We start from the raw sequence: 24,348 nt of genomic DNA, 5'->3' as shown, positions 1-24,348 counted from the left end.
TTCTCAGACGTACATAATTTCTCAAGAGCGTTTAAAAAAAGCACCGGGCTTACACCCAGTGCTTATAGGAACACTTATGCTAAAAGACTTTTATATCATGTATGATCATGTTAATCATTTACTTATACCATCAGCATGCGGAACATTTCGATAACCTGCTCTTTAGTAGCTTCTCTTGGGTTACCTGGATAGCATGCATCGTTAAGTGCATCTGTAGCAAGTGTATCAAGATCCTCTTCCTTGATCTTATCAAGAGTCTTCGGTATTCCAACATCCTCAGAAAGCTTCTTAACAGCTGCGATAGCTGCATCGCGGTACTCTTCCTGACTCATATTGTCAACGCCTTCTACACCCATTGCTCTTGCAACTTCGCGAAGTCTCTCTCCTGTATATTCGCGGTTGAACTCCATGGAAATAGGAAGGAACATAGCACATGCAACACCATGTGGTGTGTCATAATGAGCTGAAAGAGTATGTGCCATAGCATGGTCGATACCAAGTCCGACATTAGAAAATCCCATACCGGCGATATATTGGCCAAGTGCCATTCCCTCACGACCTTCTTTGGTATTTTCAACAGCTCCGCGAAGATTCTTTGAAATAAGTCTGATAGCTTCGAGATGGAACATATCTGTCATCTCCCAGGCTGCTCTTGTTGTATAACCTTCGATAGCATGTGTAAGAGCATCCATACCTGTAGCTGCTGTAAGTCCCTTAGGCATTGAACCCATCATTTCAGGATCAACAACTGCAACAATAGGCATATCATGTGTATCTACACAAACGAACTTTCTCTCTTTTTCTACATCTGTAATAACGTAATTGATTGTAACCTCAGCTGCTGTTCCGGCTGTAGTAGGAACTGCAATTATAGGAACACAAGGATTCTTTGTAGGTGCTACGCCTTCAAGTGAGCGAACATCTGCAAACTCCGGATTTGTAATGATAATACCGATTGCCTTTGATGTATCCATAGATGAACCACCACCTACTGCTACGATGCAATCAGCACCAGACTTTTTAAATGCTTCAACGCCGTTTTTTACGTTCTCAATAGTTGGATTTGGCTTAATATCTGAATAAATCTCAAAAGGAATACCAGCCTTTTCTAAAAGGTCTGTAACCTTAGCTGTTACACCGAACTTGATCAGATCTGGATCTGATGCAACAAAAGCCTTTTTAAAGCCATGTCCATTGATTTCATTTACAATCTCATTGATTGCCCCTGCCCCATGATAGGATGTTCCGTTAAGTGAAATTCTGTTTGCCATATAACCTTCCTCCGTTTGTAATTTTGCGGCTTTGCCGCCGGTAACCCAATAAAATTTTATCATATAATACCGGTGGAAAGTTATTCGAAAACGCTTAATTATTGTGCATTTTCAATCATTTTCAACTGAATTTTTTTGCCTTTTGTTTTTCAAAAAACTCATCAATATTGGCAATCAGTTCAGCAGGTGGCATTGTCTTTAAAAGATATTTCTCAGGTTTAAGATCAATGACCTGCATTACACTTTCCTTGTCGCTCTTTACAGTCAAAAACATTACAGGCAAACTACTGGTTGAAGGTTCTGACCTTAACATTTTTAGAACCTGAGGTCCTGTAGTAACCGGCATTTCATAATCAAGAAGTATAAGATCAACTTCATTTTTTGCCAAAAATGTTATTGCTGCCATTCCGGAATTAACCATAAAAACCTGGTATTTTTCAGAAAGCCAGCTCTTAATAGTTCGAAGCATTGTTCCATCATCATCTACAACCAGAATTTTTTTCTTTTGAAGGCGCAGATCTTCTTTCTCCACAACTTCAATCATTTTGTTTCCAAGTTCTTTTACATTCACAGGGCGCTCAAAAATTGCCGCTATCCTGTCCTGTGGCACACTGACTCTTATCTTGTTTATTTCATCAGGTGATCCGATAATGCTTATTGACAGATCGTCTTCAACAGCCTGATCTCTTATATAAACCAAAAATTCCATCATATCTTCAAGATCATCTATATAGATAAGATATACCTTTGGTTTATTCTCTATTCTCTCCACTTCTGTTACATTTGCGCTTGCCTGAACCACTTCAAAGTTCTTTTCCCTTAGCTCCTTGGCAATTGATGTGACCATAAAGCTCTTTCCGCCGCCTATAAGTAATACTCTTTTTTCCATTTAAGCTCTCCTTGTCATAGAATAGAAAGTAGTGAATCTCTATCTACTAAAGCCATAAACTCCGCTACCTTTTTATATTTTTCCTTGTAGGAATCCGGTATTTTATATCCTTTCAGCATGTCCATGATTCCATCCGCAGTATCATAATCATAGGCCTCAACAAGCTCTTTGATATCTGAAAATGCACTTAAAAGCTCATCCTCTGAAATCTCCGGTAAATCTGAATCATCTTCGTTTTCTGCTGCTGCCTTGAATTTATCCTTATAGCTCCTGTAAAGATATAACAGTTGTGGCGTTTTTTCTACAATTTCTGCTTCATTCTCATCATTGCCGCACTTCTCAAGGTATGCTGCTTCTTTGGACAGTTCCATAGCTCCCACAAGCCTTGCCGAACTCTTAAGAGCGTGAACCGCAACCGTGTAGTTTCTAAAGTCTTTGATATGGGCAAAATTTTCTATGTCATCAGCTTTTTTATTAAGACTTATCAAAAACTCTTTTACAACCGTAGCCAAAACCTCACGGCTGCCGCAGTTATTTAGTGCTTCCTTAAGATCAATCCCCTCAAGAGCATCGAGGAAATCCTCATGACTTGTTTCTTCTTTCAGCTTTGAATCAGAAAACTCTGTTATCGCCTCGTTCGCACTGCCTGCAGTTTGCAGTTTTTCTTTTGGAAGAAGGTTATATAGCAAATCTTCCAGCGTTTCACCATTTACCGGCTTCGAAAGATAATCATCGAACCCTGCTGCAATGTACTCTTCTCTTGCCCCTGCCCCGGCATTTGCAGTAAGAGCAATACACGGAACTCCGATATTCTTATTTCCTTCCAGTGTCTTCATTGCTGCCAGAGTCTCAACTCCATCCATCTCCGGCATCCTGTGATCTATAAAAATAGCGTCATAATGCTTTTGTTTAACCTTTTCAAGGGTTTCCATTCCGCTCTCGGCAGTATCAATCCTTATCTGTGTATTCTTTAAAAGCCCTTTTACAACCGTCAGATTCATTACTGTATCATCCACAACCAGAATTTCAGCCTCCGGCGCCCTGAACTTTTCATGATATTTTTTCAGGCTGTTTAAATATTCCTTATATTTTTGCTTGAAATCTCCAAGCTCTTCCCATGAAAAGACCTGCTGCCTTACTTCAAAAGAAAAATCAGACCCTTCTCCGTAAACACTCTTAACTTCCAGCTTAGTATCCATCAGTGCAAGAAGCTTTTTTACAATACTCATTCCAAGTCCTGTTCCCTCAATGGACCTGTTTCTTATTTCTTCAATTCTTTCAAACGGTGAAAAGAGCTTGTTAAGATCCTCCTCTTTTATTCCTATTCCCGTATCTACCACCTGAAATCTCAGGAAAATGTTATCTTCATCTTCCTTGCGATATGATACGTTCATAGTAACAGAGCCTTCCTCCGTGTACTTCACTGCATTGGTAAGAATATTTGTGACACATTGCTTAATTCTTATTTCATCTCCAAAAAGAGAAGACGGAATTGTCTCATCAACGTTTATTTCTAATTTTAATCCTTTATCCTGAGCCTTTGTTGCTATCATGTTAAGAAGATCATTTATCATGGAACCTAAATGATAGGGCACAGGTAAAATATCCATTTTACCTGCTTCAATCTTTGAAAAATCAAGAATATCATTTACAATTCCCAAAAGAGAGTTGCCTGCACTTTTTACATTCTGGGCGTACTCTTCTATCTGTGGATCGTTTGTCTCTCTGATTATCATCTCATTCATTCCCAGAACAGCATTTATAGGTGTTCTTATCTCATGAGACATATTTGACAGGAAACTGCTTTTGGCTTCACTTGACTGTTTGGCAACCTCAAGCTCAGTCTTTAATTTCTGCTCTTCCTCAATCCTTCCGATATAGTCCTCAATGGAATGAACCATCATCCGTGATGATTCAAATACAACCCCTATTTCATCCTTTGTAACTGCCTTTATATTGTCAATTTTTTTCCCAACCTTTAGTTTTTCATTATCGTCAGCATTGGCAAACTCATACATAAAATCAGAAAGCACGCCAAGAGGAGCTCCTATAGACATTTTGGTATAAAAATTTGCAAAACCTCCAAGAGGAACTCCAACACACAGCATCAAAAGCACCATTTTTATATCATAATTGACTACTGATGTATCAAATGTAAACTCCAGCTTTTCAATCCCATTTGCAAAGTCATCACTGGTTATATCAGTATCTTCGCCAAGACGTCTTTCGATTATGGTATCCACGACCTCTTTGTTGTTTCTTAGATTATTTACCATGACATCTTTAAGGTCAGGAAAAAGAGCTACCATGAACCCGGCAACAGATACACCCAATATAACCTCTATTCCTATTATGATTGCGGTTATCTTAGCGCTTACCCTTGTTTTTCTAAGGCTCCTCCTAATATCTTTATTCTTCTGATAGGCATCTGTATAGCCCGTTGCAATAGGAAAGGGAATCTTACAGATATCAGGAACTTTTGTAAAAAAGAAATGCAGAACAAAGCCAACCAAAAAAATCAGCGCAGCATCTCTTGAAAAGTAAACAGTAAGGTTCTTTAGGGCAGATATATCATAGTTTTCATTTTGTATCACAGTAAGACAAACTACTTCAGTAAGCGAAGTCAATAAAAGTGTATATAAACATGACAGAAATGTCTTCTTTTTAGTCCTAAACCAAAAATACTGCCCAAACAAAGCAAAGCACGTGGTTGCTACCAGGTAAATTGCCATGTAATAGACAGTATCCATACTAAGTAAAAATGTTGTAAGAAAAGAAATAAAAAAGGCTACATACGCAAAAAGATAACCATACAGGCCTCCAAGAAGCAGATACGGCAAGAAAAAAAAGGTTGCAAAAACTATCCCCCACTTGTGAAATATCATGCTCTCTGCATGTAATGAACTGTACACACAAAGCCTCGTCAAAGAAAGCCACACCACAACAGAAATAAATTTCACTAGATTTCTTAACCACTTTTTATCAATATCTTTGATTTTCCGAATCTGTTTCATAAGCATTCATTACCTCATAAATACTTTATTCTCTTGCAGCCTTCATTGCCTTTTTATCCTCATACATCAGATCGTCCGCTCTTTTAAATACACTCTGTACTCCTTCATCAGTTTCAGGGTCAAACATCGTCCAGCCAATTGCAGCAGACACTTTTTCCCACGGTTCCAGAGAATCATCCCCGGAAATTTCATTAAGTGTTTTCTTAAATTTTCGGACAAGTTCTATGGCATTATCATAATCTTCGTTTTCAAGAATCACTACAAACTCATCTCCTCCTATTCTGAATACAGGAGAATGCGTGAAATTTTTGCAGACGATCATGCAGATTTTCTTAATGGAAATATTTCCTTTTTCATGTCCAAAGTTATCATTGATAACCTTTAAATAGTTAAGATCGACCATTGCTATACCAAATCTGTCAAATTTCTCGTTAACAATCCGATCCTCTATTTTTCTGACCTCGTCATCATAAGAAGTCTTGTTTCTGATACCTGTGAGCGCATCTTTGTTTGCAAGTTCATTTGCCGCTCTTATCTTATTTTGTGCCTCCGTCAGCTGCCTGTTTTTTTCGATCAGGCTATTCATATAAATACTGATGGATGAAATCATAATGGATATCTGAACAGCCAGATCATGAATTTCATCATTCCCTTTAATTCTGGTGTTAACTCTGTCTACAACCGATTCATCTCTTGTTTCGGTGAAATATACCACGTCATCCTTAAGTTCCAGTAGCCTTTTGATATACTTAGCTCCTATAACAAAAGAAAGAATTCCTCCGAACACTATCATAAGAGCAGCCATCCAAAGAGTCTGTTTGATAGCACTGTATAAAATTGCATTGTTGACATGTTCAATTTCTATGTCAGCGCCAATAACTCCTGCCTTTATTCCATCAATCCACAAAGGGTAATAACAGCCATAGGTCCGCCCGTATTCATTGTCAAAATAATCATATCCCGGAGTAAACTCTCCTTTTTCCCATGCTTCCCACATATGTTTGTGTTCTGACAGAGGTTCATATATATCAACATCAAGAACTATATATTCTTTTCCATCAACTACCTTTGAATCAGGGACCGGATCAAGAATATAGTACATGTGATCTTCCTCACCTGTAGGAACCATGTAATATATGTACGTCACATTGAAATTTTTACTGGTAGACATAACAATATGCAGCCAATACTCCTGCCTGTAAGTCACATATAATATTTGAAGATCCCTTGACATATCTTCATACGCTATGTCTTTTCCCGGAGTTTTGCCTGGATATTCTCTGTTAAAAGAATCATAAAAAGACGTTTTGGCATCATGATAATCGCCATCAAAATCGAAAGGAATGTTTATTTCATCCTTCAGAGCAATAGAAAGTCGCTGATAGGCAAGAAAATCCTGTCCATCAGCACTCATAAGTTCAGCAAGGTAAATCAGCGTATTCTGTAGTCTTTGTTCTGAATGTTCACGGTATATGCTCATCTGGCTGAGATAGGCGCTAACACCTGTTAATGTCAAAACAGATACTACAAGAATAACGAAGAAAATAATTAACTTTTCAACAAGGCCATGTCGTCTAATCATGACATAATTGTACTATATAGCGTTAATTATTTCTTCGTTTTTTATTGATTTTTTATAATTCCAATTTCAATCATCAACATCGAAATTTTCAAGGATATTTTCCTTTTTCGGAGGTTTAACATCTCCGTGTTTTACCATCATCATTGTACAGAATGCCAGACACGAGAATACAACTGCATAAGGGAAAAGCGTTCTGTAAGAAACATATTCCAGAAGCATTCCTGAAAGAATTGGCGTAAACACCTGAGCTGCCATGGAAAACGTATAATACGTGCCGGTGTATTTACCAATATCTCCTGATTTACTCATCTCAACAACCATAGGATAAGAGTTAACATTTATAGCTGCCCAGCCAATTCCTATAAGCGCAAAAAAGATGTTTATGGAGCTCGTGTAATGAGGCAAAAATGCTGCAACCAAATAGCAGATTGTCATAATAACCACGCCTCCAAGGATTGTCTTTTTCCTGCCTATCTTACTGGAGATTATTCCAATAGGAATGTAGCTAAGTACAGCTGCAACTGTTGCAATGAGAAGTGTTGTAGCATAGCTTCCGTCTTTAAGTCCCCAAACCTCCTCAACATATCTGGTGTAAGCTGTTGTTACTGCATTATAGGCCATATACCAGAAAGCCACTGATAAAAGAAGAAAGCTAAGACTTTTGAATACTTCCTTGGGAAGCTTACCTGCTGACTCATTTTCTTTTGTCTCTTTTTCGATCTTCTCGCCAAGAGAGCCAAGGCCGCCCTCTTTTTCTATCTGCTTTTTAATTGTTCTTTCTTTTATGGTAAGCACTAAAACTATGATGGATACTGCCATAAGGACCACTATACTCACCATCAAAGGAGTGTAATTGGTGTCTGCCGCATTATCTGCTGCTTTTACCAAAAGAATCGTCATAACAAGGGTAAAAACTCCGCCAAGAGCTCCCATAAGGTTGATTATGGCATTTCCTGCACTTCTTACGGGTGCAGGGGTCAGATCAGGCATAAGTGAAACTGCCGGTGATCTGTAAATTCCCATAGAGATAAGAAGGAGAAGCAGTATTACGATAAAGAAAACCAGATTGCCACTGGGTCTTGCCACCTGAATAAGAATTGTCAAAAAGGTGATTGCCATGACAGTTCCTATAAAAATATAGGGAATTCTTTTTCCTAATTTAGTATCTGTCTTATCAGACAAGGCTCCAAAAAATGGGAGCATAAAAAGTGCAAAGACATTATCAAGCGCCATGATCGCGCCTGTTGCTGTCTCACCAAGATTAAAATTGTATTTTAAGATCTTGGGTATTTCATTGTCATAAAACTGCCAGAATGCGCAGATTGATAAAAAAGCAAAACCGATGAGTATAGTTCTTTTGTAGTTAAGTTTCATCCCAAATCCCCCAAATGCAGTATCAAGATTTTTTTCTAAAGCCGATCTTTCCATCATTGAAATACATATTTCCGTTTCTGTATGTATTTTCTTCTTTTCCTATATTGGTAGCAGGAGTTGTAAAATAGACATCTCCTACAGCTGTTTCAGGGACCTTAGTAAAGGTATCATTCCACAGTGAAAGCTTGGAATTATGCACGATGGAGCTTCTTGTTGTATCGAACGTAACCCTTCCATCAAGCTTTTCCCAAAGATCAGTGCATTCGTGAAGCCAGTAGCCGCCTCTTGTCAAAGAACCTGTAACTGTATAACTGCCACCCTCTGTAAGCTGCAGTTTTAGAGCCTTTAATATTCCGGCGCAAAGGATCATTCCAGGAATATAATCAAGGGGAACACCGTTTAAGTTCACAGGCTTTTTAAGTGAGCCGTTTCTTACGCTAAGTCCTGTTATATCCTCAGCGCATGGTGCCCAACCCGGTCTCTCATTCCAAACTGTGTCTGAGAAGCAGCGAAGACTTCCGTAGATCACGTTAGGATTGAGCTTATGAATATCTTTTTCCGAAAGTCCAAATTTATCCAGTGCTCCAACCTGATAAGAACAAACAACAATATCAGCTTCTTTTACAAGCTTTTTGGCCTTCTCAAGCTGTTTTGGATTATTAAAATCAAGCTGAATACTTCTCTTTCCTGCCCATCCGTCAAGCTCAAGCATCGCCTGTTCCTGCTCAGTATATTTACCCCTTCTGACCATGAGAACGTCTGCGCCTGCTTCTGCAAGAAGTCTGGTACACGCAGGCCCTGCAATGATATGTGTAAGATCCAGGACTTTTATACCTGAAAGAGGCCCTCTTTCCTTGTCGTATTTTCCAAGTTTCTTTTTAACATCTGCCTTCTCTTTAGTCAGCCTAAAAAGCGGCATTTCGCATACTGCTTTTCCAACTTCACTTTCTTCCCATTCCTGCCTGGTGCGAAGCATACATCCGCAGGCACCGTTTTCAAAGGTCTTTTCTTCAAGATCTTCAGCGTTCCAGTTTTTCACAGCCTTAGCTGTAAGGGCCTTGTCGAAAGGAAGTGAGCTTAAGACAAATTTCTCGGGATCTTTCGTGATTCCTAAAGTCTCCATCATTATCTTTTTCTGAGACTCGTAGTAAACGTGTGCCGAAAACATCCTGCCATCTTTTGTCTTATATTTGTAAAAAGAACCATTAAGGGCGTTGTCAACACGAACAGCAGAGTTGTATCTTGCTTTCACAAAGTCCTTGTTACCTTCATAGGAACTCATGTAAAGCCTTACTACCTGAAGCCCTGCCATGTCAACATCGCAAATGACAGGCTGTTTTTCTTTTATGTTATTCCTTATATTACCAATTTCCTGAACAAGCACAGAATCCAGTGCAAGAATAGCCGCAGCCGGCCCTGTCTGAAGAACCTTCTCATCTTCGTACAGACGCTTAACAGCTTTTTTTCTGAGTGACAAAAGAACAAGCTTAAGTAGACCGGGAAACGGATTATGTCCGTATACCGACCTCTTTATCTGCTTTTTTCTTTCATCGGAAAGATTAAAAATAACCGGAGTATCTACTTTTAAATCCAGCTTTTCCAAAAGATCATCATAGCACACAAGTGCCTGAAGAGCTTTTTTCCCCATTACATTCCCCATAGCTTTCTCCTCGTTTTTTTAATTTTTTCTATTCAGTTTTCCTATTCTTGAATTAAAAATTCAAGAAGTTATACTAACTTAACTTATTAAGAATGTCCGCAGCCCTTTCACTTCCATGTTTTGCCGCGTAAGAAGCCCATTTTTTTGCCTTCACAAGATTCTTTTTTCCTTCAAGACTTCCTGTAAAATAGGCCAAAGCAATCTCCTCTGCCGCTTCGATACTGCCCTTCCCCGCCTTATCGATAAGATCAAGGAGCTGTTGTTTCTTTTGAATATCCATCTAAAACCTCAATAACAAATTTATATTTCAAATATGAGTATACCACGATACCTCTCAATATAATAATATTTATGACACCCATACTTCACTGCATGTCCTAATGAACCGGATGAATATCAAGCCCTGACGGCAAATCACTTTCTATACCACCTGCTATATCCATAAAACGAGACAGCCCGGCATAAACTTCTGCTCTTGAAATGTTATCCCCCTTTGCTACTTCATACTTTTCTTTTTCCAACATGCACTTTACAATGCCAAAGCTTTGTTTATACTCTTTACTATGTTCCTTATCCCCTAGCAATTTTAGTTCATCAGCCTTTTTTAGGCATTCCGACATTGTCAGTTTCTTTCTTCTTTCTATATCTTTTTCTAAAAATCTCACAAGAAAACTGATAAATTCAGCATATTTAAGGGAATCATCAGGTCTAAAGAGCAGCTTGCCTGTAGTTTCATCTGTACCTATCGTTTCACTATCTATTAACTCTTCATCTACTAATGCCTGAACATATCCTGCATCCCAATCATATTCATTTATGTCTGAGAACTTCTTTTTATAGGGACGTTTTCCTGCCATTCTGAACGCCTTGAACATAACCATGAGAAGCTGTGCTCTCGGCATGACGGCATGGGGATGAAGATACATTACGCATGGATCCAATAAGCCATAATTATATGCTTTTTTTACCCCATTTTCATTCGGAATGTCCGTCAAATCAACATACGGTGGCTCTATGCTGAAAATATCAGGTCCGGGTAGCTCTTTAGGCAGATCTTTTTCGTTATTTTCTATTTTATATTCTTTGTAAGAAACCTCTTCCAAAGTTTTCCTGCCAAAAAGGTCTGTTAAACTTTCAGAATAGTCACTTGAAATAGAATTTGAAGATATTTTCCGATAGATTTCCATGACAAAAAAGTCTGCGACAAGCATCGCACCGTACTCATTGGTATGTGTAATATCACCGGGAATAAAATAATCTTTTGCATTTTCTCCAAATTCCTGCCATTTTTCAAATGTGAAATCATGAAGATCAATAAATGGAATATCCAGCTCCTTTGCTGCTTCAAGGCAGGCATCTCTGTATGGTTTTAAAAGAGAAAAATCAGAATTGCGGCTTATGGGTGAACAAATTACAGGCTTTGCACCAAGTTCTCTTACTTCACAGGCATACCTTTTCAGATTTTCTTTATAGCCTTCAAAAGCCTTTAGATTTCTTCTTTTTTGGTCATTGTGTCCAAACTGTATGATAAAAAAGTCTCCCTTTTTTATCATCTCTTTTGCTATATCAAAATGTCCATCATCCCTAAAACAATTGGTTGTCATTCCCGAATGGGCCAGATTGCAGACAGCACCTTTACCTGTATATCCAAGAAGCATCTGAGCCCAGCCCGCGCAGCTTCCATATGGATAATACGGTATCCCGGCATTCTGATCAGTAAGCGTAGAGTCACCGGCTACCCATATAACAGGCACTTCCTCTTTAACCACCTTTATATCGCAAAGCTCAACAATGTCAGCATGAGTAAAGCTTACATATATAGTCTTGTCATCATACCGCTTTGCAGATAGCGCCGGAATATATGGAGTAACGGCAATGTAAAAGCTCTTTTTATATTTTTCGCCCTTGGCAAGGTTTATTCCCCGGGAAACCATATTCCTTCTGCCTGCAAAAAGTGACATATCCCTGATATTATCTTTTGCCATAAATTCTAAGTCTACTCTGTAAGTTCCAAACTCAGAAACAGTGACTTTTTTTATGGCAATGGCTCTCTTACAGTCATCGCACTTATAGCCTTCTTCCAATCTCCTATTTGTCCATCCACCATTATTAAGGGCTTTCCAGGTGTCAGTATCCTTAATATTCATATCCAATACATTTTCAGTTTCTCTACTCATAATCTGCAGCTGTCTTATCCTTTCAAAAGGTAAAGAACTATAGCAAAATACCTTTAATTTCACTATTGTTCCTGATATATGTGTTAATGCCACACAAATATACTACTTTTTCTCTGACAGAATATAAACTAAATTAACTAAAATTGTTGTGCATTTTCGCCCATTTTTCGATTGCATTTTATAGTAGATTCTCATATAATACGAACTGTTGCAAAGGTATATATTTGTTTTTCAGAAAGGCTATTTTATAAATGATAAGTGCAAATAACGTAACACTCAGAGTCGGTAAAAAAGCTCTATTTGAGGATGTAAATATTAAATTCACACCGGGTAACTGCTACGGTATCATCGGAGCTAACGGAGCCGGTAAGTCAACATTTTTAAAAATCTTATCCGGACAGATTGAAACAACAAACGGTGACGTTGTTATTTCTGACGGAGAGAGACTTTCATTCCTCGAACAGGATCACTTCAAATATGATGAGAACGTTGTTCTTGATACAGTAATTGCAGGTAATGCCCGTCTCTTTGAGATTAAAAATGAAAAAGATGCCATCTATGCCAAGGAAGATTTCACAGACGAAGATGGTATCAGAGCCAGCGAACTTGAAGCTGAATTTGCTGAACTTAACGGATGGGAAGCTGAATCTGATGCGGAGAGTCTTCTGAACGGACTGGGAATCGAATCCGAGTTCCACTACAAGCTTATGAAAGAGCTTGATGGTGCACAGAAAGTCAAGGTTCTTCTTGCAAGAGCCCTCTTTGGTAATCCTGATATTCTCCTTCTGGATGAGCCTACCAACCATCTGGACCTTGATGCTATTGCATGGCTTGAAGAGTTCCTTATCAATTTTGAGAATACTGTCATTGTTGTATCCCATGACCGTTACTTCCTCAATAAGGTTTGTACTTACATCGCTGATATAGATTATGGCAAGATCCAGCTTTATGCCGGTAACTATGACTTCTGGTACGAGTCATCACAGCTGATGATCCGTCAGATGAAGGAAGCCAACAAGAAAAAAGAAGAACAGATCAAAGAGCTCAAAGAGTTCATTGCCCGTTTCTCAGCTAATGCAAGTAAGAGTAAACAGGCTACATCCAGAAAGAAAGCTCTTGAAAAGATCGAGCTTGATACTATCAAGCCTTCAAGCAGAAAATATCCTTACATTGATTTCAGACCAAACAGAGAGATCGGTAACGAAGTTCTTACTGTAGACGGCCTCTCCAAGACAATTAACGGAGAAAAAGTTCTCGACAATATTTCTTTTGTTATCCAGAGAGACGACAAGGTTGCTTTTGTAGGCGGTAACGAGCTTGCAAAGACTACTCTCTTCCAGATCCTTACAGGTGAGCTTGAACCGGATGAAGGAACTTATAAATGGGGTGTAACAACATCTCAGGCTTACTTCCCTAAGGACAATACAAAAGAATTTGACAACGACTACACCATTACAGAATGGCTTACAGGTTATTCAGAGATTAAAGATGCTACTTACGTAAGAGGCTTCCTTGGAAGAATGCTCTTTGCCGGTGAAGACGGAGTTAAAAAAGTTAAAGTCCTTTCCGGAGGAGAAAAAGTAAGATGTCTTCTCTCTAAAATGATGATAAGCGGTGCTAACTGTCTTATCTTCGATGAACCAACCAACCACCTTGATATGGAATCGATTTCCGCTCTTAATGACGGAATGATCAAGTTCCCGGGCGTTGAACTTTTTGCCTGCCGTGACCATCAGGTTGTGCAGACAACAGCTAACAGAATCATGGAGATTCTTCCTGATGGATCTCTTATCGATAAACGTTCTACTTATGACGAGTACCTTGAAAATGATGAAATGGCTAGAAAGCGTACAGTATATAATACTGCCGCTGATGAGGAAGAGGATGACTGATTACCATCCCAAAAGCTGTAGCTAAATTAACCAAGCTTTTACTACAGTTCCTAAACCATTCAATATATAACCACGTAATTATCCGGATCAACAGATCCCGATATTAATACACTTATAAGTTTATAGGAGGAGCAAGTTATGCAGCAGTTTACCCCAGTAAAAGAAGGAAAAGTACGTGAAATCTACGATATAGGTGAAAACCTGATCATGGTAGCAACAGACAGAATTTCCGCATTTGACGTAATCTTAAAAAACAAAGTCGAGAAAAAAGGTACTGTTCTCACCCAGATGTCACGTTTTTGGTTTGATTACACCAAGGATATTGTAAGAAACCACATGATCAGCGTAGATAACAATGATATGCCTGAGTTCTTCAGGGCTCCGCAGTTCAAGGGAAACAGCATGCTTTGCAAAAAGCTCACTATGATTCCTGTTGAATGTATTGTACGTGGTTATATAACAGGCAGTGGCTGGGTATCATATAAAGAAAACGGAACAGTTTGCGGCATCAAGCTTCCTGAAGGATTAAAGGAATGTGGCAAGCTTCCTGAACCGATCTACACACCAAGCACAAAGGCTGAGATTGGTGATCACGATGAGAACATCGATTTTGAGAGAAGTATTGAAGTACTTGAGAAAGCATTCCCTGGACACGGCAGAGAATACGCTACAAAGATCAGAGATTACACAATTGCTCTTTACAAAAAATGTGCTGACTACGCTCTCACTCGCGGCATCATAATTGCCGATACAAAGTTTGAGTTTGGTATCGATGAAAATGGCGAAGTTGTTCTCGCCGATGAAATGCTCACTCCTGACAGCTCAAGATTCTGGCCTGTTGAAGGTTATGAAGAAGGTCACGATCAGCCTTCATTTGATAAGCAGTTCGTTCGTAACTACTTAAAGGCTAATCCTGATTGCGATTACAATCTTCCTTCTGACGTAATCGACAAGACAATTGCAAAGTATCTTGAAGCTTACAAACTCCTTACAGGCAAAGACCTCGAGGCATAAAAAATAATTGCAGATAGTAGAAATCCCACAGGCTCTAACGAACCTGTGGGATTTTTTATTGTTAATCTTCAACCATCACAAACTGTCCAAATACCGAAACATAATCTCTGTCATTACTATCTGTAAATGATATGATACCCGGATAATAATAATGATCCGTTGTAAGTCTTTGACATTTCCTTGAGATTTCTTCCTGCTCTCCTTCTTTTGAAATTGCAATTAGTATGTTTTTATCATGTTGTATATAAACCTTTTGGGTATCACTGTCCCAATACATTTTATTTATATATCTTTCCTCATCTGTGTCTGAGATTATAGCTGTCTCTCCATTCTCATCAATGCTGCAAAGAACGGGCTTTCCTGCCTGAATATAAAAGCACCAGATAATTGATGCATCATCATTTATTTCAACTTTATCTATGTTTACATCACCTAGTATTTTTTTGCTTTCAAGTTTTCCCAAAGCATCACGTTCATATCTTATAAGCTCTTTATCATTTTCAACAATATAGACATCTTTATCTGAATGCCTTGCATGAAATGCGATACTATGATAGTTATTCCCAAGCTTCGTAAGGGTATAGTCAGCCTCTATCAGATATACATCATTCTCGCTGTCTTGTATCACACCGCCTTCAAAAGTATCGGTATCATATATAACAACATCATTTTCTCCTGAAGTGCCGCATCCTTTATCAACATCCATAGCAATCTTGTAAAATTCAGCACAGTCCAATGCCTTAGGCTCATCCATTCCCGCTTTATAGTAATAATTTACGTCAGAATCTTTGTATATCGCTTCTGTACAATCTCTGTTAAACAGAAAGTATCCCATATGTTTAGGAGTTAAAAGTGTTTCCTTTCCGTCATGCCAGACATACTCCATAGTATTATATTCTTCATCATAAACCTCATAATAAACAGTAGTACCATCATCAGATATTGCCATTACATCATCCACATCTGAGCAGATAAGTTTAGCCTCCATATCTGTTCCTGCTATATAAAGCTCCTTAGAATAGTCTTCTGTATACTTTAAATAGGCAATCTTAGTTCCATCCGGCGACAAAGCAAGGCTGTAATATACATCATCATCTATTAAATATTCTTTATTAGACTTGATATTTATGAGGCTAAGTCCATAGTTGTAATCAATCCTGAAAACAACAAACATGTACTCTCCATTAAAGGAAATTCCTGTCCAAAGTGCATTCGTTTTCATCGGAATCGTCTGAAGATCTTTATTAACGTATAAGGCATTGCCCCTTCCATCTACAAGTGCGCCAGCCGAGTGATCTTTGTTATATGAAAAGGTACTGTAAATATAATCATCGTCCTCGCCATACAGCCCATCTATACTGCTACCAGCATCGTTGTATATGACGCCCTCAACCTCTAAGATCTTGGTTGGATCAGCTTTATAAACAGCATTACCTGTTGATGCTACAGATGATGGTTCACCTTCTGTATTTTCTGATGTATTTTCGCCTATGATACCTAGTACGACCATGATTGCCGTAAGGATTCCCATTCCCACAAAAAGCGCTTTTCCTGTTAACTGTCCCTGCTTCTTAGTACTATTATTTTTCTTCTTGCCTGATCTTGCATTCTTATCAGTATATGCAGATTTTTTTGGCTCCGATCCATTTTTAGCAGTTTCTTTTACCGGTTCATCTATATGAACATCTACATTTTCATAATCAATCTCTTCTAAAACAGGAGCCCCGCAAACACTGCAGTGCCCATCGATAGGCGTGATCTCGCTCCCACAACAACTACATTTCATAAAAAATGCTCCATCCTCTCGCATAAAAAAATACAACTAATTATACAAGGCTTTGGAGCATTTTTACACCCTTTATTCAGATTATCATTTAAAGAATTCCATGTCGGCACTTAGCTTATCCGCAATATCCTTCAGCGATCCTGCTGAAGCAGACAAAGTTGTAACTGTAGCGGAAAGCTCCTGCATTGATGCCCCGGTTTCTTCTGATGAAGCCGCGTTTTCTTCAGAAATTGCTGACAAAGAGCTCATTGCATCTGATACAACATTCTTGGCACTTACACAGGTTCCTGCATCTTTTTCAATACTCTTTACACTTACTACCGTTGAAGAAATATCGTCTATCATTGCATTTACACTCTGAACTGTTGCTCCAAGAACAGACTGCTGCTCGTCATTACCTTTTTGAACCTCAGCTGCCATTCCAACAGCTGCCTGAGACTCTGCCAAAAGAACATCCATCTCTTTTCTGATATCATCAGCCATCTGCCTTGAATCGTCTGCCAGCTTACCGATTTCTTCTGCAACAACCGCAAAGCCTTTTCCTGCCTCTCCTGCTCTTGCAGCCTCAATTGATGCATTAAGTGAAAGAAGATTTGTCTGTGTAGCAATTGAAGCAATTCCCTCAACCTTTTCGTTAATGTTTTCAACTGCTTTACTTGTTGCTCCGATCTTTTCAGAAATCTGAATGATGTTATCACTCATGTTTCTGCTGCTTTCCTGAAGATCAGCAAGAGACTGCGCAGATTCTGTACTGACTTCCTGCATTCTTGCAGCAAGACCGGACAGATCATCAGTACTTGTCTGTACATTTCCTGTTGCAGTGTCAATGTCTCCAACACTCTCTGTAACAGACTGGATCTCATCAGCCTGCTGAGTTGCACCTGATGCAATCTCCTGTACAGCATTTGAAACATCATCTGCAGTCTGCGAAATCTGGCTGGCTGCATCTGCAAGCTCTACAGAAGACTCATGAACCGAAAGAGCAGATTCCTTAATATTTTTTACAATACCACTAAGAATATCCAGCACAGAATTTGTATTTGCAATCATATCTCCAAACTCATCTTTTCTATCCTGGAATTTTTCGATATGAACAAACTCGCCCTCTGATAGATGGTGTAGCGCTTCATTAACTTCATTAAGCGGCTCGGTAAATGACTTAGACATTCTAAAGGAAGCAATAATAGCAATAATAACCATTATAATTCCAATAAGAACTATAAAAGTTGCGCTACGCTGAGCCGATGCAAGAGTAGCCTTGTAATTGGAAGAAACAACTACTATCCACCCGGTAGTTGGTTCCTGCTGAAAAGATACAATCTGCTTATCGCTGCCACTTCCGGTCACATAGGTACCGGTTGTGCTTGTCTGTGCCATTTTAAAGAAATCTCTATCACTTCTGTTATCTTCAGCATCTTCTGAACTTATTTCGTAGTCGGAATGAGCAATAACAACACCATTCCTGTCTGTAATAAACGCTCTCTGACTGGAAGAAATATTCTCTTTTAAAAGAGTATGAAGATTTGAAAGATCATAGCTTCTTTGTACAATTCCTATAGGTGTTGAATATCCATGATCATAAACTGGAGTTGCCGGGATAATGATCCTGGAACCGGTAGCTTTCGAGATCACCACATCTGAAACATAAGTCTTACCGGAAATGGCATTTTTAAAATAGTCTCTGTCAGCAATATTTGAAAGGTTGTTCCCGTCATCTCGAGCAAGCTGCTGTCCTGTAGCATCCGAAACAACAATCGCATTGCCATCCGCATAGGCCTTATTGACCTGTTTTAAAAATGAGATCATATACTCATCGTTTCTTGTGCCCTCATTCTTAACATAATCAATAGTAAACGGATTGGCCGCAACCCCCTCAAGAGTCCTTATCTGCTGCTGAAGTTCTGTTGTAAAAGCATCCTCTACTATCTGAGCCTGTTTGGAATTAATATACTCAGCATCCTCAAGCGCCTTTGATATAGAGCTTTTGTAACTGACACCAATGGCAATAATAAGAGGAATTGCCACAAGCAAAGACATAGTTAAAATAAGACTTGTCTTAACGCTGTCTTTCCAGTTCTTTTTGGGAACGCCGGAATTATCTTCTTTCTTAGCCATAATAACCTCCATAAAAATATGACCGTTACGATTTAAAGAACTTCATCTCTTCATTAAGTTTATCTGCAATTTCCTTAAGATTGTTAGCTGATCCGGCAAGAGTTGTAACTGTAGCTGAAAGCTCCTGCATAGATGCTCCAGTTTCCTCTGAGGAAGCGGCATTTTCTTCCGATATAGCCGAAAGAGCACTCATGGTATCCACTACGGCATTCTTGGAGCTGTCGCAGGTCTCTGCTCCCTCGGAAATAAGCTGTACACCGCCTACTGTGCTGCCGATGTCTTCAAGCATTCCGTTAACTGCATCAAGAGTCTCGCCAAGAGCAATCTGCTGATCATTGTTGCCCTGTCTTACATCCTCTGCTGCACCAACAGCCGCCTGTGCCTGTTCAAGAAGAATATCCATTTCCTTCCTGATATCATCAGCCATAGCCTTGGAGTCTTCCGCAAGTTTTCCGATTTCTTCTGCAACAACCGCAAATCCTTTTCCTGCTTCTCCTGCTCGTGCTGCTTCGATAGAAGCATTAAGAGAAAGAAGGTTTGTCTGGGTTGCAATTGATGTGATGCCTTCTACCTTTTCGCTGATGTTATTGACAGCCTGCTGTGTAGCCTGAATTGTCTGTGATATTTCATCAATCTTCTCTGTCATCTCATTGGAAGAATTCTGAAGGTCTGCCAAAGACTTACTTGAAATTTCAGACGCTTCTTTCATCTTCTCTGTAATTCCGGACAAATCATCTGTTGATCTTTGAACATCACCAACTGCTTCGCCAATCCTTCCAACATTTTCAGAGGCACTCTGAATCTCATCAGCCTGCTGTGTAGCCCCGGATGCAATTTCCTGTACTGCATTTGAAACATCCTCTGCTGTCTGAGAAATCTGATTAGCCATGTCTGACAGTTCTGTAGAAGATGCTCCTACATCCTCAGCAGATGCCTTGATATCAGAAACTATATCATCGAGTTTGCCAATAACAGCATTGGTTGCTTTTGAAATAGCGCCAAACTCGTCTTTTCTGAGGTCAAATTTCTCAACCTTCACAAAACGTCCATCTGACAATGCTTCCAAAGATTTATCTACTGCCTGAACCGGATCAGTAAAGCTCTTTGCCATAATGAAAGATATAGCAATTGCAACAGCTAAAAGAATAATACCTACAACAATTACGATAATAGCAGCTTGTCTTGCAGAAGACATGATCTCTGCAGCACTCTTTGCTGTAACAACTACAAAACCTGAAAGAGGCTCTTTATAATAGGACATGTAATTGGTTCCAAAAGCTGAAGCTGACTTATAATATCCTGAATCAGCGCCTGAGGTATAGAACTCAGAGGTTGAAACATCAACTTCATCGTGAACTCCCTCAGCAATCTCATACTGCGAATGAGCTGCAACCATACCATTTCTATCTACTACAAAGGCATTTTCAGCCTGTGCAGCGAGCATATCGTGCAAATTGGAAAGATCATAGTTTCTGTGAACTATACCAATGACCGTATTGCCATCCATAACAGGAACTGCAAATGAAATCATTCTTCCACCTGTTGTTTTGCTGACCAGAATATTGGAAATATAAACCTGTCCGGCAATTGCTGCCTTATAATAATCACGATCGGCTACACTTATAAAATCACCTGTTCCTCTGGCAACCTGCATTCCTGTTACATCTGTAACGGCAGTATTTTGTCCATCATTAAGAACCGCATCACAGTCCTGGAGATAAAGCTGAACTGCATCATATGGAATGCCTGCCCCACCTTTGACATACTCTATAACAGTGGGATTACCTGCTACAGACTTGATCATGTTTAAATTCGCGTTAATTGCTTCTACAAGTTTGCTTTCAATATATCTGGCCTGCCATTGCTGAGAAGCCTGTGCATCTGACAGCGCCTTATTTGTAGAAGTAATATAACTTACAATGATTGCAACAATCAGCGGAACAGCAGTGATAAGCATCATTACAGCAATAAGCTTTGTCTTAATGCTGTCCTTAAAGCTTACACCTTCAGAACTTTTCTTATTCTTTGCCATGATTATTCCTCCATATATAAAGACTGTATTGCGTGTACATATATACGCAATACAATTATATAGCATTAAAAAGACAAATCCAGCAATTTAGCATATTCTTAATAATCTTTTAAGCATTGAATAATTATTAAGAGCCAGACTCTAAACTTTTTCGAATTGAGTCCGATATATAAATCAAAGGAGGAAGTAAAGACATGAAGAAACTTCCAAAAAACAAATAAAGCACCTTCACTGCGGCAGGATCCCGGTGGAGGTGCTTTTTTGGCATGTAAAGAGGTTTAAATATGTTAATTTAGGGCGCTTTTGATAGCGGCCAGGAGGTCGTCGTACTCTTCGAAGGCTGGGAGGTTTGGATAGTCGGCTTTGATCTTTTCGGTTGAACGGAAAAGGAAGCCTGCTTTGCTGGCCTGTATCATGGCAAGGTCGTTGTAGCTGTCTCCACTTGCAATCGTCTCGTAGCCTATAGACTGAAGGGCTTTTACTGTGGTGAGCTTTGAGTTTTCTATTCGCATTTTAAAGCCTGTGATCTCACCATTTTCTGCTACTTCGAGAGAGTTGCAGAATATTGTTGGCCATCCAAGTTTCTCCATAAGTGGTGTTGCAAACTGTGTAAAGGTATCACTTATGATGATAACCTGTGTCAGACTTCTTAATTCATCCAAAAACTCTTTAGCTCCCGGAAGCGGATCAATCGTGGCAATTGTATCCTGTATTTCTTTAAGTCCGAGACCGTGTTCCTTTAAAACTCCAAGGCGCCACCTCATGAGCTTATCGTAATCAGGTTCATCTCGTGTTGTCTTTTTTAATTCAGGAATCCCCGATGCTTTAGAAAAAGCAATCCAAATTTCTGGAACAAGTACACCTTCTAAATCCAAGCAAACAATATTCATAGTTAAATCCTCATCATTATTTTTTTCATAAACAAGTGCCAAAAGATTTAACTTTGGCACTAAATTATCAATTAAAGATCAATTTTAGGAAGTTTCTCAAAGCTCTTTTGAAGCTCAGCATCTGTAGGAATGTAATCCATCATAACGCCGTCATTGAACTTCTGATAAGCAACCATATCAAAATAGCCTGTACCTGTAAGGCCAAAGAGAATAGTCTTTTCCTCCCCTGTTTCCTTGCACTTTAATGCCTCATCAATGGCAACTCTGATAGCATGGCTGCTCTCCGGTGCAGGAAGGATTCCTTCTACTCTTGCAAACTGTTGTGCAGCCTGGAATACTGAGGTCTGCTCAACAGATACAGCCTCCATATAGCCATCATGATAGAGCTGTGAAAGAATTGGGCTCATGCCGTGATAGCGAAGTCCTCCTGCATGGTTTGCAGATGGAATAAAGTTTGATCCAAGTGTATACATCTTGGCAAGTGGACATACCATTCCTGTGTCACAGAAATCATATGCAAATTTACCTCTTGTAAAGCTTGGACAGCTCGCGGGTTCTACTGCAATAATCCTGTAATCCTTTTCACCGCGGAGCTTCTCTCCCATAAATGGAGAAATAAGTCCTCCAAGGTTTGATCCGCCACCGGCGCAACCAATGATAATATCTGGAGTCACGCCATATTTTTCAAGGGCAAGTTTAGACTCAAGTCCTATAACTGTCTGATGAAGAAGTACCTGGTTAAGCACACTTCCCAAAACATATCTGTAGCCTTCAGTCTTTGTTGCAACTTCTACTGCTTCGGAAATAGCGCAGCCAAGGCTTCCTGTTGTTCCGGGATGCTCAGCGTTGATCTTGCGTCCTACCTCTGTGTCCATGGATGGAGAAGGAGTTACAGAAGCTCCATAAGTACGCATTACTTCACGTCTGAATGGTTTCTGTTCGTAAGAAACCTTAACCATGTATACTTTACAGTCAATTCCAAAGTAAGCTGAAGCCATTGAAAGAGCTGTTCCCCACTGACCTGCACCGGTCTCTGTGGTCACTCCCTTAAGGCCCTGCTTCTTTGCATAATAAGCCTGCACAATTGCGGAATTAAGCTTATGGCTTCCGCTTGTGTTGTTACCCTCAAATTTATAATAGATCTTAGCAGGTGTACCAAGTGCTTTTTCAAGGAAATATGCTCTTACAAGTGGAGCAGGTCTGTACATCTTATAAAAATCAAGTACTTCCTCAGGAATATCAATGTAAGGTGTTGTGTCATCCAGCTCCTGCTTAATAAGCTCATCACAGAAAACCGGCCTTAAGTCTTCAAATCCCATAGGCTTTAATGTTGCGGGATTAAGAAGTGGCGCCGGTTTGTTTTTCATATCTGCTCTGACGTTATACCACTGTCTCGGAATTTCATCCTCTGACAGATAAATCTTATAAGGAATTCTTTTCTCTTCGCTCATAGTAATACTCCCCTCCGTGACTTTGACAATTTAAATTATTAAAGCACACTTTTGCTTTATGTGTCAATAATACAAAAGACACCTTACTATAATAGTAAGGTGCCTCATACTAGCATTATTCGTCTTTTCCTATTTTCATTCTCTCATGACCGCCAAGCTTATTGGCTGCGTCCTGATTACCGCTAAGAATAGCCTTTACAAGATGCATTCTAAATCCGGCGTCAATAAAGTCGCAGTGCTTACAGAATGGATAATTCTGTCTTCCTTCTGCGATATCTCTTCTAACCTTCTGAAGGGCTTCACTTCCCCAGGCATCTTTAAGGCTGATCTCGTTAAGATCTCCGAAGTTTGTAGTCTCAAAGTTGTCACAGCAGCAAAGGCCCAGTCTGCCGTTTGGCATGATCCACATATCCGTAAATGGTAAAAGACATGTCTCTTTAATGATCTTTTTTGTTTCCTTTTTATTAGGCGCGCTTCCAGCCCTGTTAGTAAGGACTTCCTGAAGATATCTCATCTGTATCTGAATATCCAGGTCTTTGAACTCATCAGGGTGAGCTGTTACATAGTCATAAACTTCCTGAATGCTCTTGTGAAGCTTCATCTCCATAGAATAATTGTTGATGATAAGCTGATTTATATATGGAGCTATAGCTTTCACTTTATCAACAGTTAAGATAAGTCCGTTTGTTGACATGAAGATAAAAGAATCCGGAAGCTTTTCTCTTGCATACTTATGTCTTTCTACAATCTTGGTATCAAGCCATGGCTCATTGTTGCCGTAGAGTGTAAGGTGTCCCTTATAGCCCCAATCTGCAAGCTGGTCTATGATACTTTTATAAAGTTCATCTGAAATATGTGCCAGTGGTCTGCACTCAGCATTAACATTCGCAGTACAGAATGCACAGGTTGAGTTACATCTGTTTATTGTCTCAATATTTACCACGTTTGGCATAGGTATTTCTTTTGAATTAAGGAAGTAATCACAGTATTCCTTTTGTGATCTGCTTCTTGTAAAAAACTGCATCTTAAGATATGCATTGCTGGCAAGCATAGGAAACTTCTTCCTTGCTATCCAACCGAATTTTCCCATAAAACTATTAATTCTGATTGGCATAATAAAACTTCCCTTATATATTTTTTCATTTTTAAAGTCCGTGTATGATAATAGCATTATCTGGGGCAATATGCTATAATTATTTAG

The 24,348-nt window shown here is 39.3% G+C and carries 17 protein-coding genes; 3 read left to right on the top strand and 14 right to left on the bottom strand.

Annotation, left to right across the window (positions count from 1 at the left end; all coding sequences use genetic code 11):
- Positions 1–105: AraC family transcriptional regulator (locus E7303_RS18175; protein WP_442861651.1), on the top strand; the 105-nt coding region annotated here is incomplete at its 5' end.
- 17 nt (positions 106–122) lie between these two features.
- Here E7303_RS18175 and fucO read toward each other — a convergent pair.
- The 8 genes from fucO to E7303_RS11790 form a co-directional block, all read right to left on the bottom strand.
- The gene (gene fucO / locus E7303_RS11825) at positions 123–1,271 is read right to left on the bottom strand and encodes a lactaldehyde reductase (RefSeq protein WP_292145515.1); all 1,149 of its coding nucleotides are present in this window, start codon (positions 1,269–1,271) and stop codon (positions 123–125) included.
- 121 nt (positions 1,272–1,392) lie between these two features.
- Complete coding sequence (locus E7303_RS11820; protein WP_292145513.1) at positions 1,393–2,160, bottom strand: response regulator; 768 nt, start codon at positions 2,158–2,160, stop codon at positions 1,393–1,395.
- A gap of 14 nt (positions 2,161–2,174) precedes the next feature.
- The gene (locus E7303_RS11815) at positions 2,175–5,072 is read right to left on the bottom strand and encodes an ATP-binding protein (RefSeq protein ID WP_292145512.1); all 2,898 of its coding nucleotides are present in this window, start codon (positions 5,070–5,072) and stop codon (positions 2,175–2,177) included.
- Between the two features lie 127 nt (positions 5,073–5,199).
- Positions 5,200–6,756: a GGDEF domain-containing protein gene (locus E7303_RS11810; protein WP_292145511.1), complete on the bottom strand. Its 1,557-nt coding sequence runs from the start codon at positions 6,754–6,756 to the stop codon at positions 5,200–5,202.
- A 66-nt stretch (positions 6,757–6,822) separates the two neighbouring features.
- Positions 6,823–8,130 carry an MFS transporter gene (locus tag E7303_RS11805; protein ID WP_292145509.1) on the bottom strand — a complete coding sequence of 436 codons (1,308 nt, stop codon included), beginning with the start codon at positions 8,128–8,130 and terminating at the stop codon, positions 6,823–6,825.
- Between the two features lie 22 nt (positions 8,131–8,152).
- Positions 8,153–9,790 carry a CoA transferase gene (locus E7303_RS11800; RefSeq protein ID WP_292145508.1) on the bottom strand — a complete coding sequence of 546 codons (1,638 nt, stop codon included), beginning with the start codon at positions 9,788–9,790 and terminating at the stop codon, positions 8,153–8,155.
- 73 nt (positions 9,791–9,863) lie between these two features.
- Positions 9,864–10,070, bottom strand: coding sequence for a hypothetical protein (locus E7303_RS11795; RefSeq protein ID WP_292145507.1), 207 nt, complete (start codon positions 10,068–10,070; stop codon positions 9,864–9,866).
- Positions 10,071–10,167: 97 nt separating this feature from the next.
- The gene (locus tag E7303_RS11790) at positions 10,168–11,967 is read right to left on the bottom strand and encodes a GDSL-type esterase/lipase family protein (RefSeq protein ID WP_292145505.1); all 1,800 of its coding nucleotides are present in this window, start codon (positions 11,965–11,967) and stop codon (positions 10,168–10,170) included.
- Positions 11,968–12,218: 251 nt separating this feature from the next.
- Between E7303_RS11790 and E7303_RS11785 the strand changes: the two genes are divergently transcribed.
- Both E7303_RS11785 and E7303_RS11780 read left to right on the top strand, forming a co-directional pair.
- Positions 12,219–13,859, top strand: coding sequence for an ABC-F family ATP-binding cassette domain-containing protein (locus E7303_RS11785; RefSeq protein WP_022775024.1), 1,641 nt, complete (start codon positions 12,219–12,221; stop codon positions 13,857–13,859).
- Positions 13,860–13,997: 138 nt separating this feature from the next.
- Positions 13,998–14,873: a phosphoribosylaminoimidazolesuccinocarboxamide synthase gene (locus E7303_RS11780; RefSeq protein ID WP_292145504.1), complete on the top strand. Its 876-nt coding sequence runs from the start codon at positions 13,998–14,000 to the stop codon at positions 14,871–14,873.
- A 61-nt stretch (positions 14,874–14,934) separates the two neighbouring features.
- Here E7303_RS11780 and E7303_RS11775 read toward each other — a convergent pair whose 3' ends face one another.
- The 6 genes from E7303_RS11775 to E7303_RS11750 form a co-directional block, all read right to left on the bottom strand.
- The gene (locus tag E7303_RS11775) at positions 14,935–16,659 is read right to left on the bottom strand and encodes a hypothetical protein (RefSeq protein WP_292145503.1); all 1,725 of its coding nucleotides are present in this window, start codon (positions 16,657–16,659) and stop codon (positions 14,935–14,937) included.
- Between the two features lie 84 nt (positions 16,660–16,743).
- Positions 16,744–18,774, bottom strand: coding sequence for a methyl-accepting chemotaxis protein (locus E7303_RS11770; RefSeq protein WP_292145502.1), 2,031 nt, complete (start codon positions 18,772–18,774; stop codon positions 16,744–16,746).
- Positions 18,775–18,799: 25 nt separating this feature from the next.
- Positions 18,800–20,806, bottom strand: a complete 2,007-nt coding sequence (locus E7303_RS11765; protein ID WP_292145501.1) for a methyl-accepting chemotaxis protein — start codon at positions 20,804–20,806, stop codon at positions 18,800–18,802.
- Positions 20,807–21,093: 287 nt separating this feature from the next.
- Positions 21,094–21,696, bottom strand: a complete 603-nt coding sequence (thrH, locus tag E7303_RS11760; RefSeq protein ID WP_292145500.1) for a bifunctional phosphoserine phosphatase/homoserine phosphotransferase ThrH — start codon at positions 21,694–21,696, stop codon at positions 21,094–21,096.
- Positions 21,697–21,767: 71 nt separating this feature from the next.
- The gene (locus E7303_RS11755; RefSeq protein WP_292145499.1) at positions 21,768–23,147 is read right to left on the bottom strand and encodes a TrpB-like pyridoxal phosphate-dependent enzyme; all 1,380 of its coding nucleotides are present in this window, start codon (positions 23,145–23,147) and stop codon (positions 21,768–21,770) included.
- Between the two features lie 115 nt (positions 23,148–23,262).
- On the bottom strand, positions 23,263–24,261 hold the full coding sequence (locus E7303_RS11750; protein WP_292145498.1) for a radical SAM/SPASM domain-containing protein: 999 nt from the start codon (positions 24,259–24,261) through the stop codon (positions 23,263–23,265).
- Between the last annotated feature and the right edge of the window lie 87 nt (positions 24,262–24,348).

The sequence above is a fragment of the Butyrivibrio sp. genome (assembly GCF_015056685.1).
Taxonomy (GTDB): Bacteria; Bacillota; Clostridia; order Lachnospirales; family Lachnospiraceae; genus Butyrivibrio.
The sequence above is the reverse complement of the archived record's forward strand: the minus strand, read 5'-3'. Positions and strand labels throughout refer to the sequence as shown.

Coding starts and splice junctions, on each gene's coding strand:
- E7303_RS11820 (WP_292145513.1), bottom strand. CDS start 2,160: ATGGAAAAAAGAGTATTACTTATAGGCGGCGGAAAGAGCTTTATGGTC.
- E7303_RS11755 (WP_292145499.1), bottom strand. CDS start 23,147: ATGAGCGAAGAGAAAAGAATTCCTTATAAGATTTATCTGTCAGAGGAT.
- thrH (WP_292145500.1), bottom strand. CDS start 21,696: ATGAATATTGTTTGCTTGGATTTAGAAGGTGTACTTGTTCCAGAAATT.
- fucO (WP_292145515.1), bottom strand. CDS start 1,271: ATGGCAAACAGAATTTCACTTAACGGAACATCCTATCATGGGGCAGGG.
- E7303_RS11790 (WP_292145505.1), bottom strand. CDS start 11,967: ATGAGTAGAGAAACTGAAAATGTATTGGATATGAATATTAAGGATACT.
- E7303_RS11775 (WP_292145503.1), bottom strand. CDS start 16,659: ATGAAATGTAGTTGTTGTGGGAGCGAGATCACGCCTATCGATGGGCAC.
- E7303_RS11765 (WP_292145501.1), bottom strand. CDS start 20,806: ATGGCAAAGAATAAGAAAAGTTCTGAAGGTGTAAGCTTTAAGGACAGC.
- E7303_RS11805 (WP_292145509.1), bottom strand. CDS start 8,130: ATGAAACTTAACTACAAAAGAACTATACTCATCGGTTTTGCTTTTTTA.
- E7303_RS11785 (WP_022775024.1), top strand. CDS start 12,219: ATGATAAGTGCAAATAACGTAACACTCAGAGTCGGTAAAAAAGCTCTA.
- E7303_RS11770 (WP_292145502.1), bottom strand. CDS start 18,774: ATGGCTAAGAAAGAAGATAATTCCGGCGTTCCCAAAAAGAACTGGAAA.
- E7303_RS11810 (WP_292145511.1), bottom strand. CDS start 6,756: ATGATTAGACGACATGGCCTTGTTGAAAAGTTAATTATTTTCTTCGTT.
- E7303_RS11800 (WP_292145508.1), bottom strand. CDS start 9,790: ATGGGGAATGTAATGGGGAAAAAAGCTCTTCAGGCACTTGTGTGCTAT.
- E7303_RS11780 (WP_292145504.1), top strand. CDS start 13,998: ATGCAGCAGTTTACCCCAGTAAAAGAAGGAAAAGTACGTGAAATCTAC.
- E7303_RS11750 (WP_292145498.1), bottom strand. CDS start 24,261: ATGCCAATCAGAATTAATAGTTTTATGGGAAAATTCGGTTGGATAGCA.
- E7303_RS11795 (WP_292145507.1), bottom strand. CDS start 10,070: ATGGATATTCAAAAGAAACAACAGCTCCTTGATCTTATCGATAAGGCG.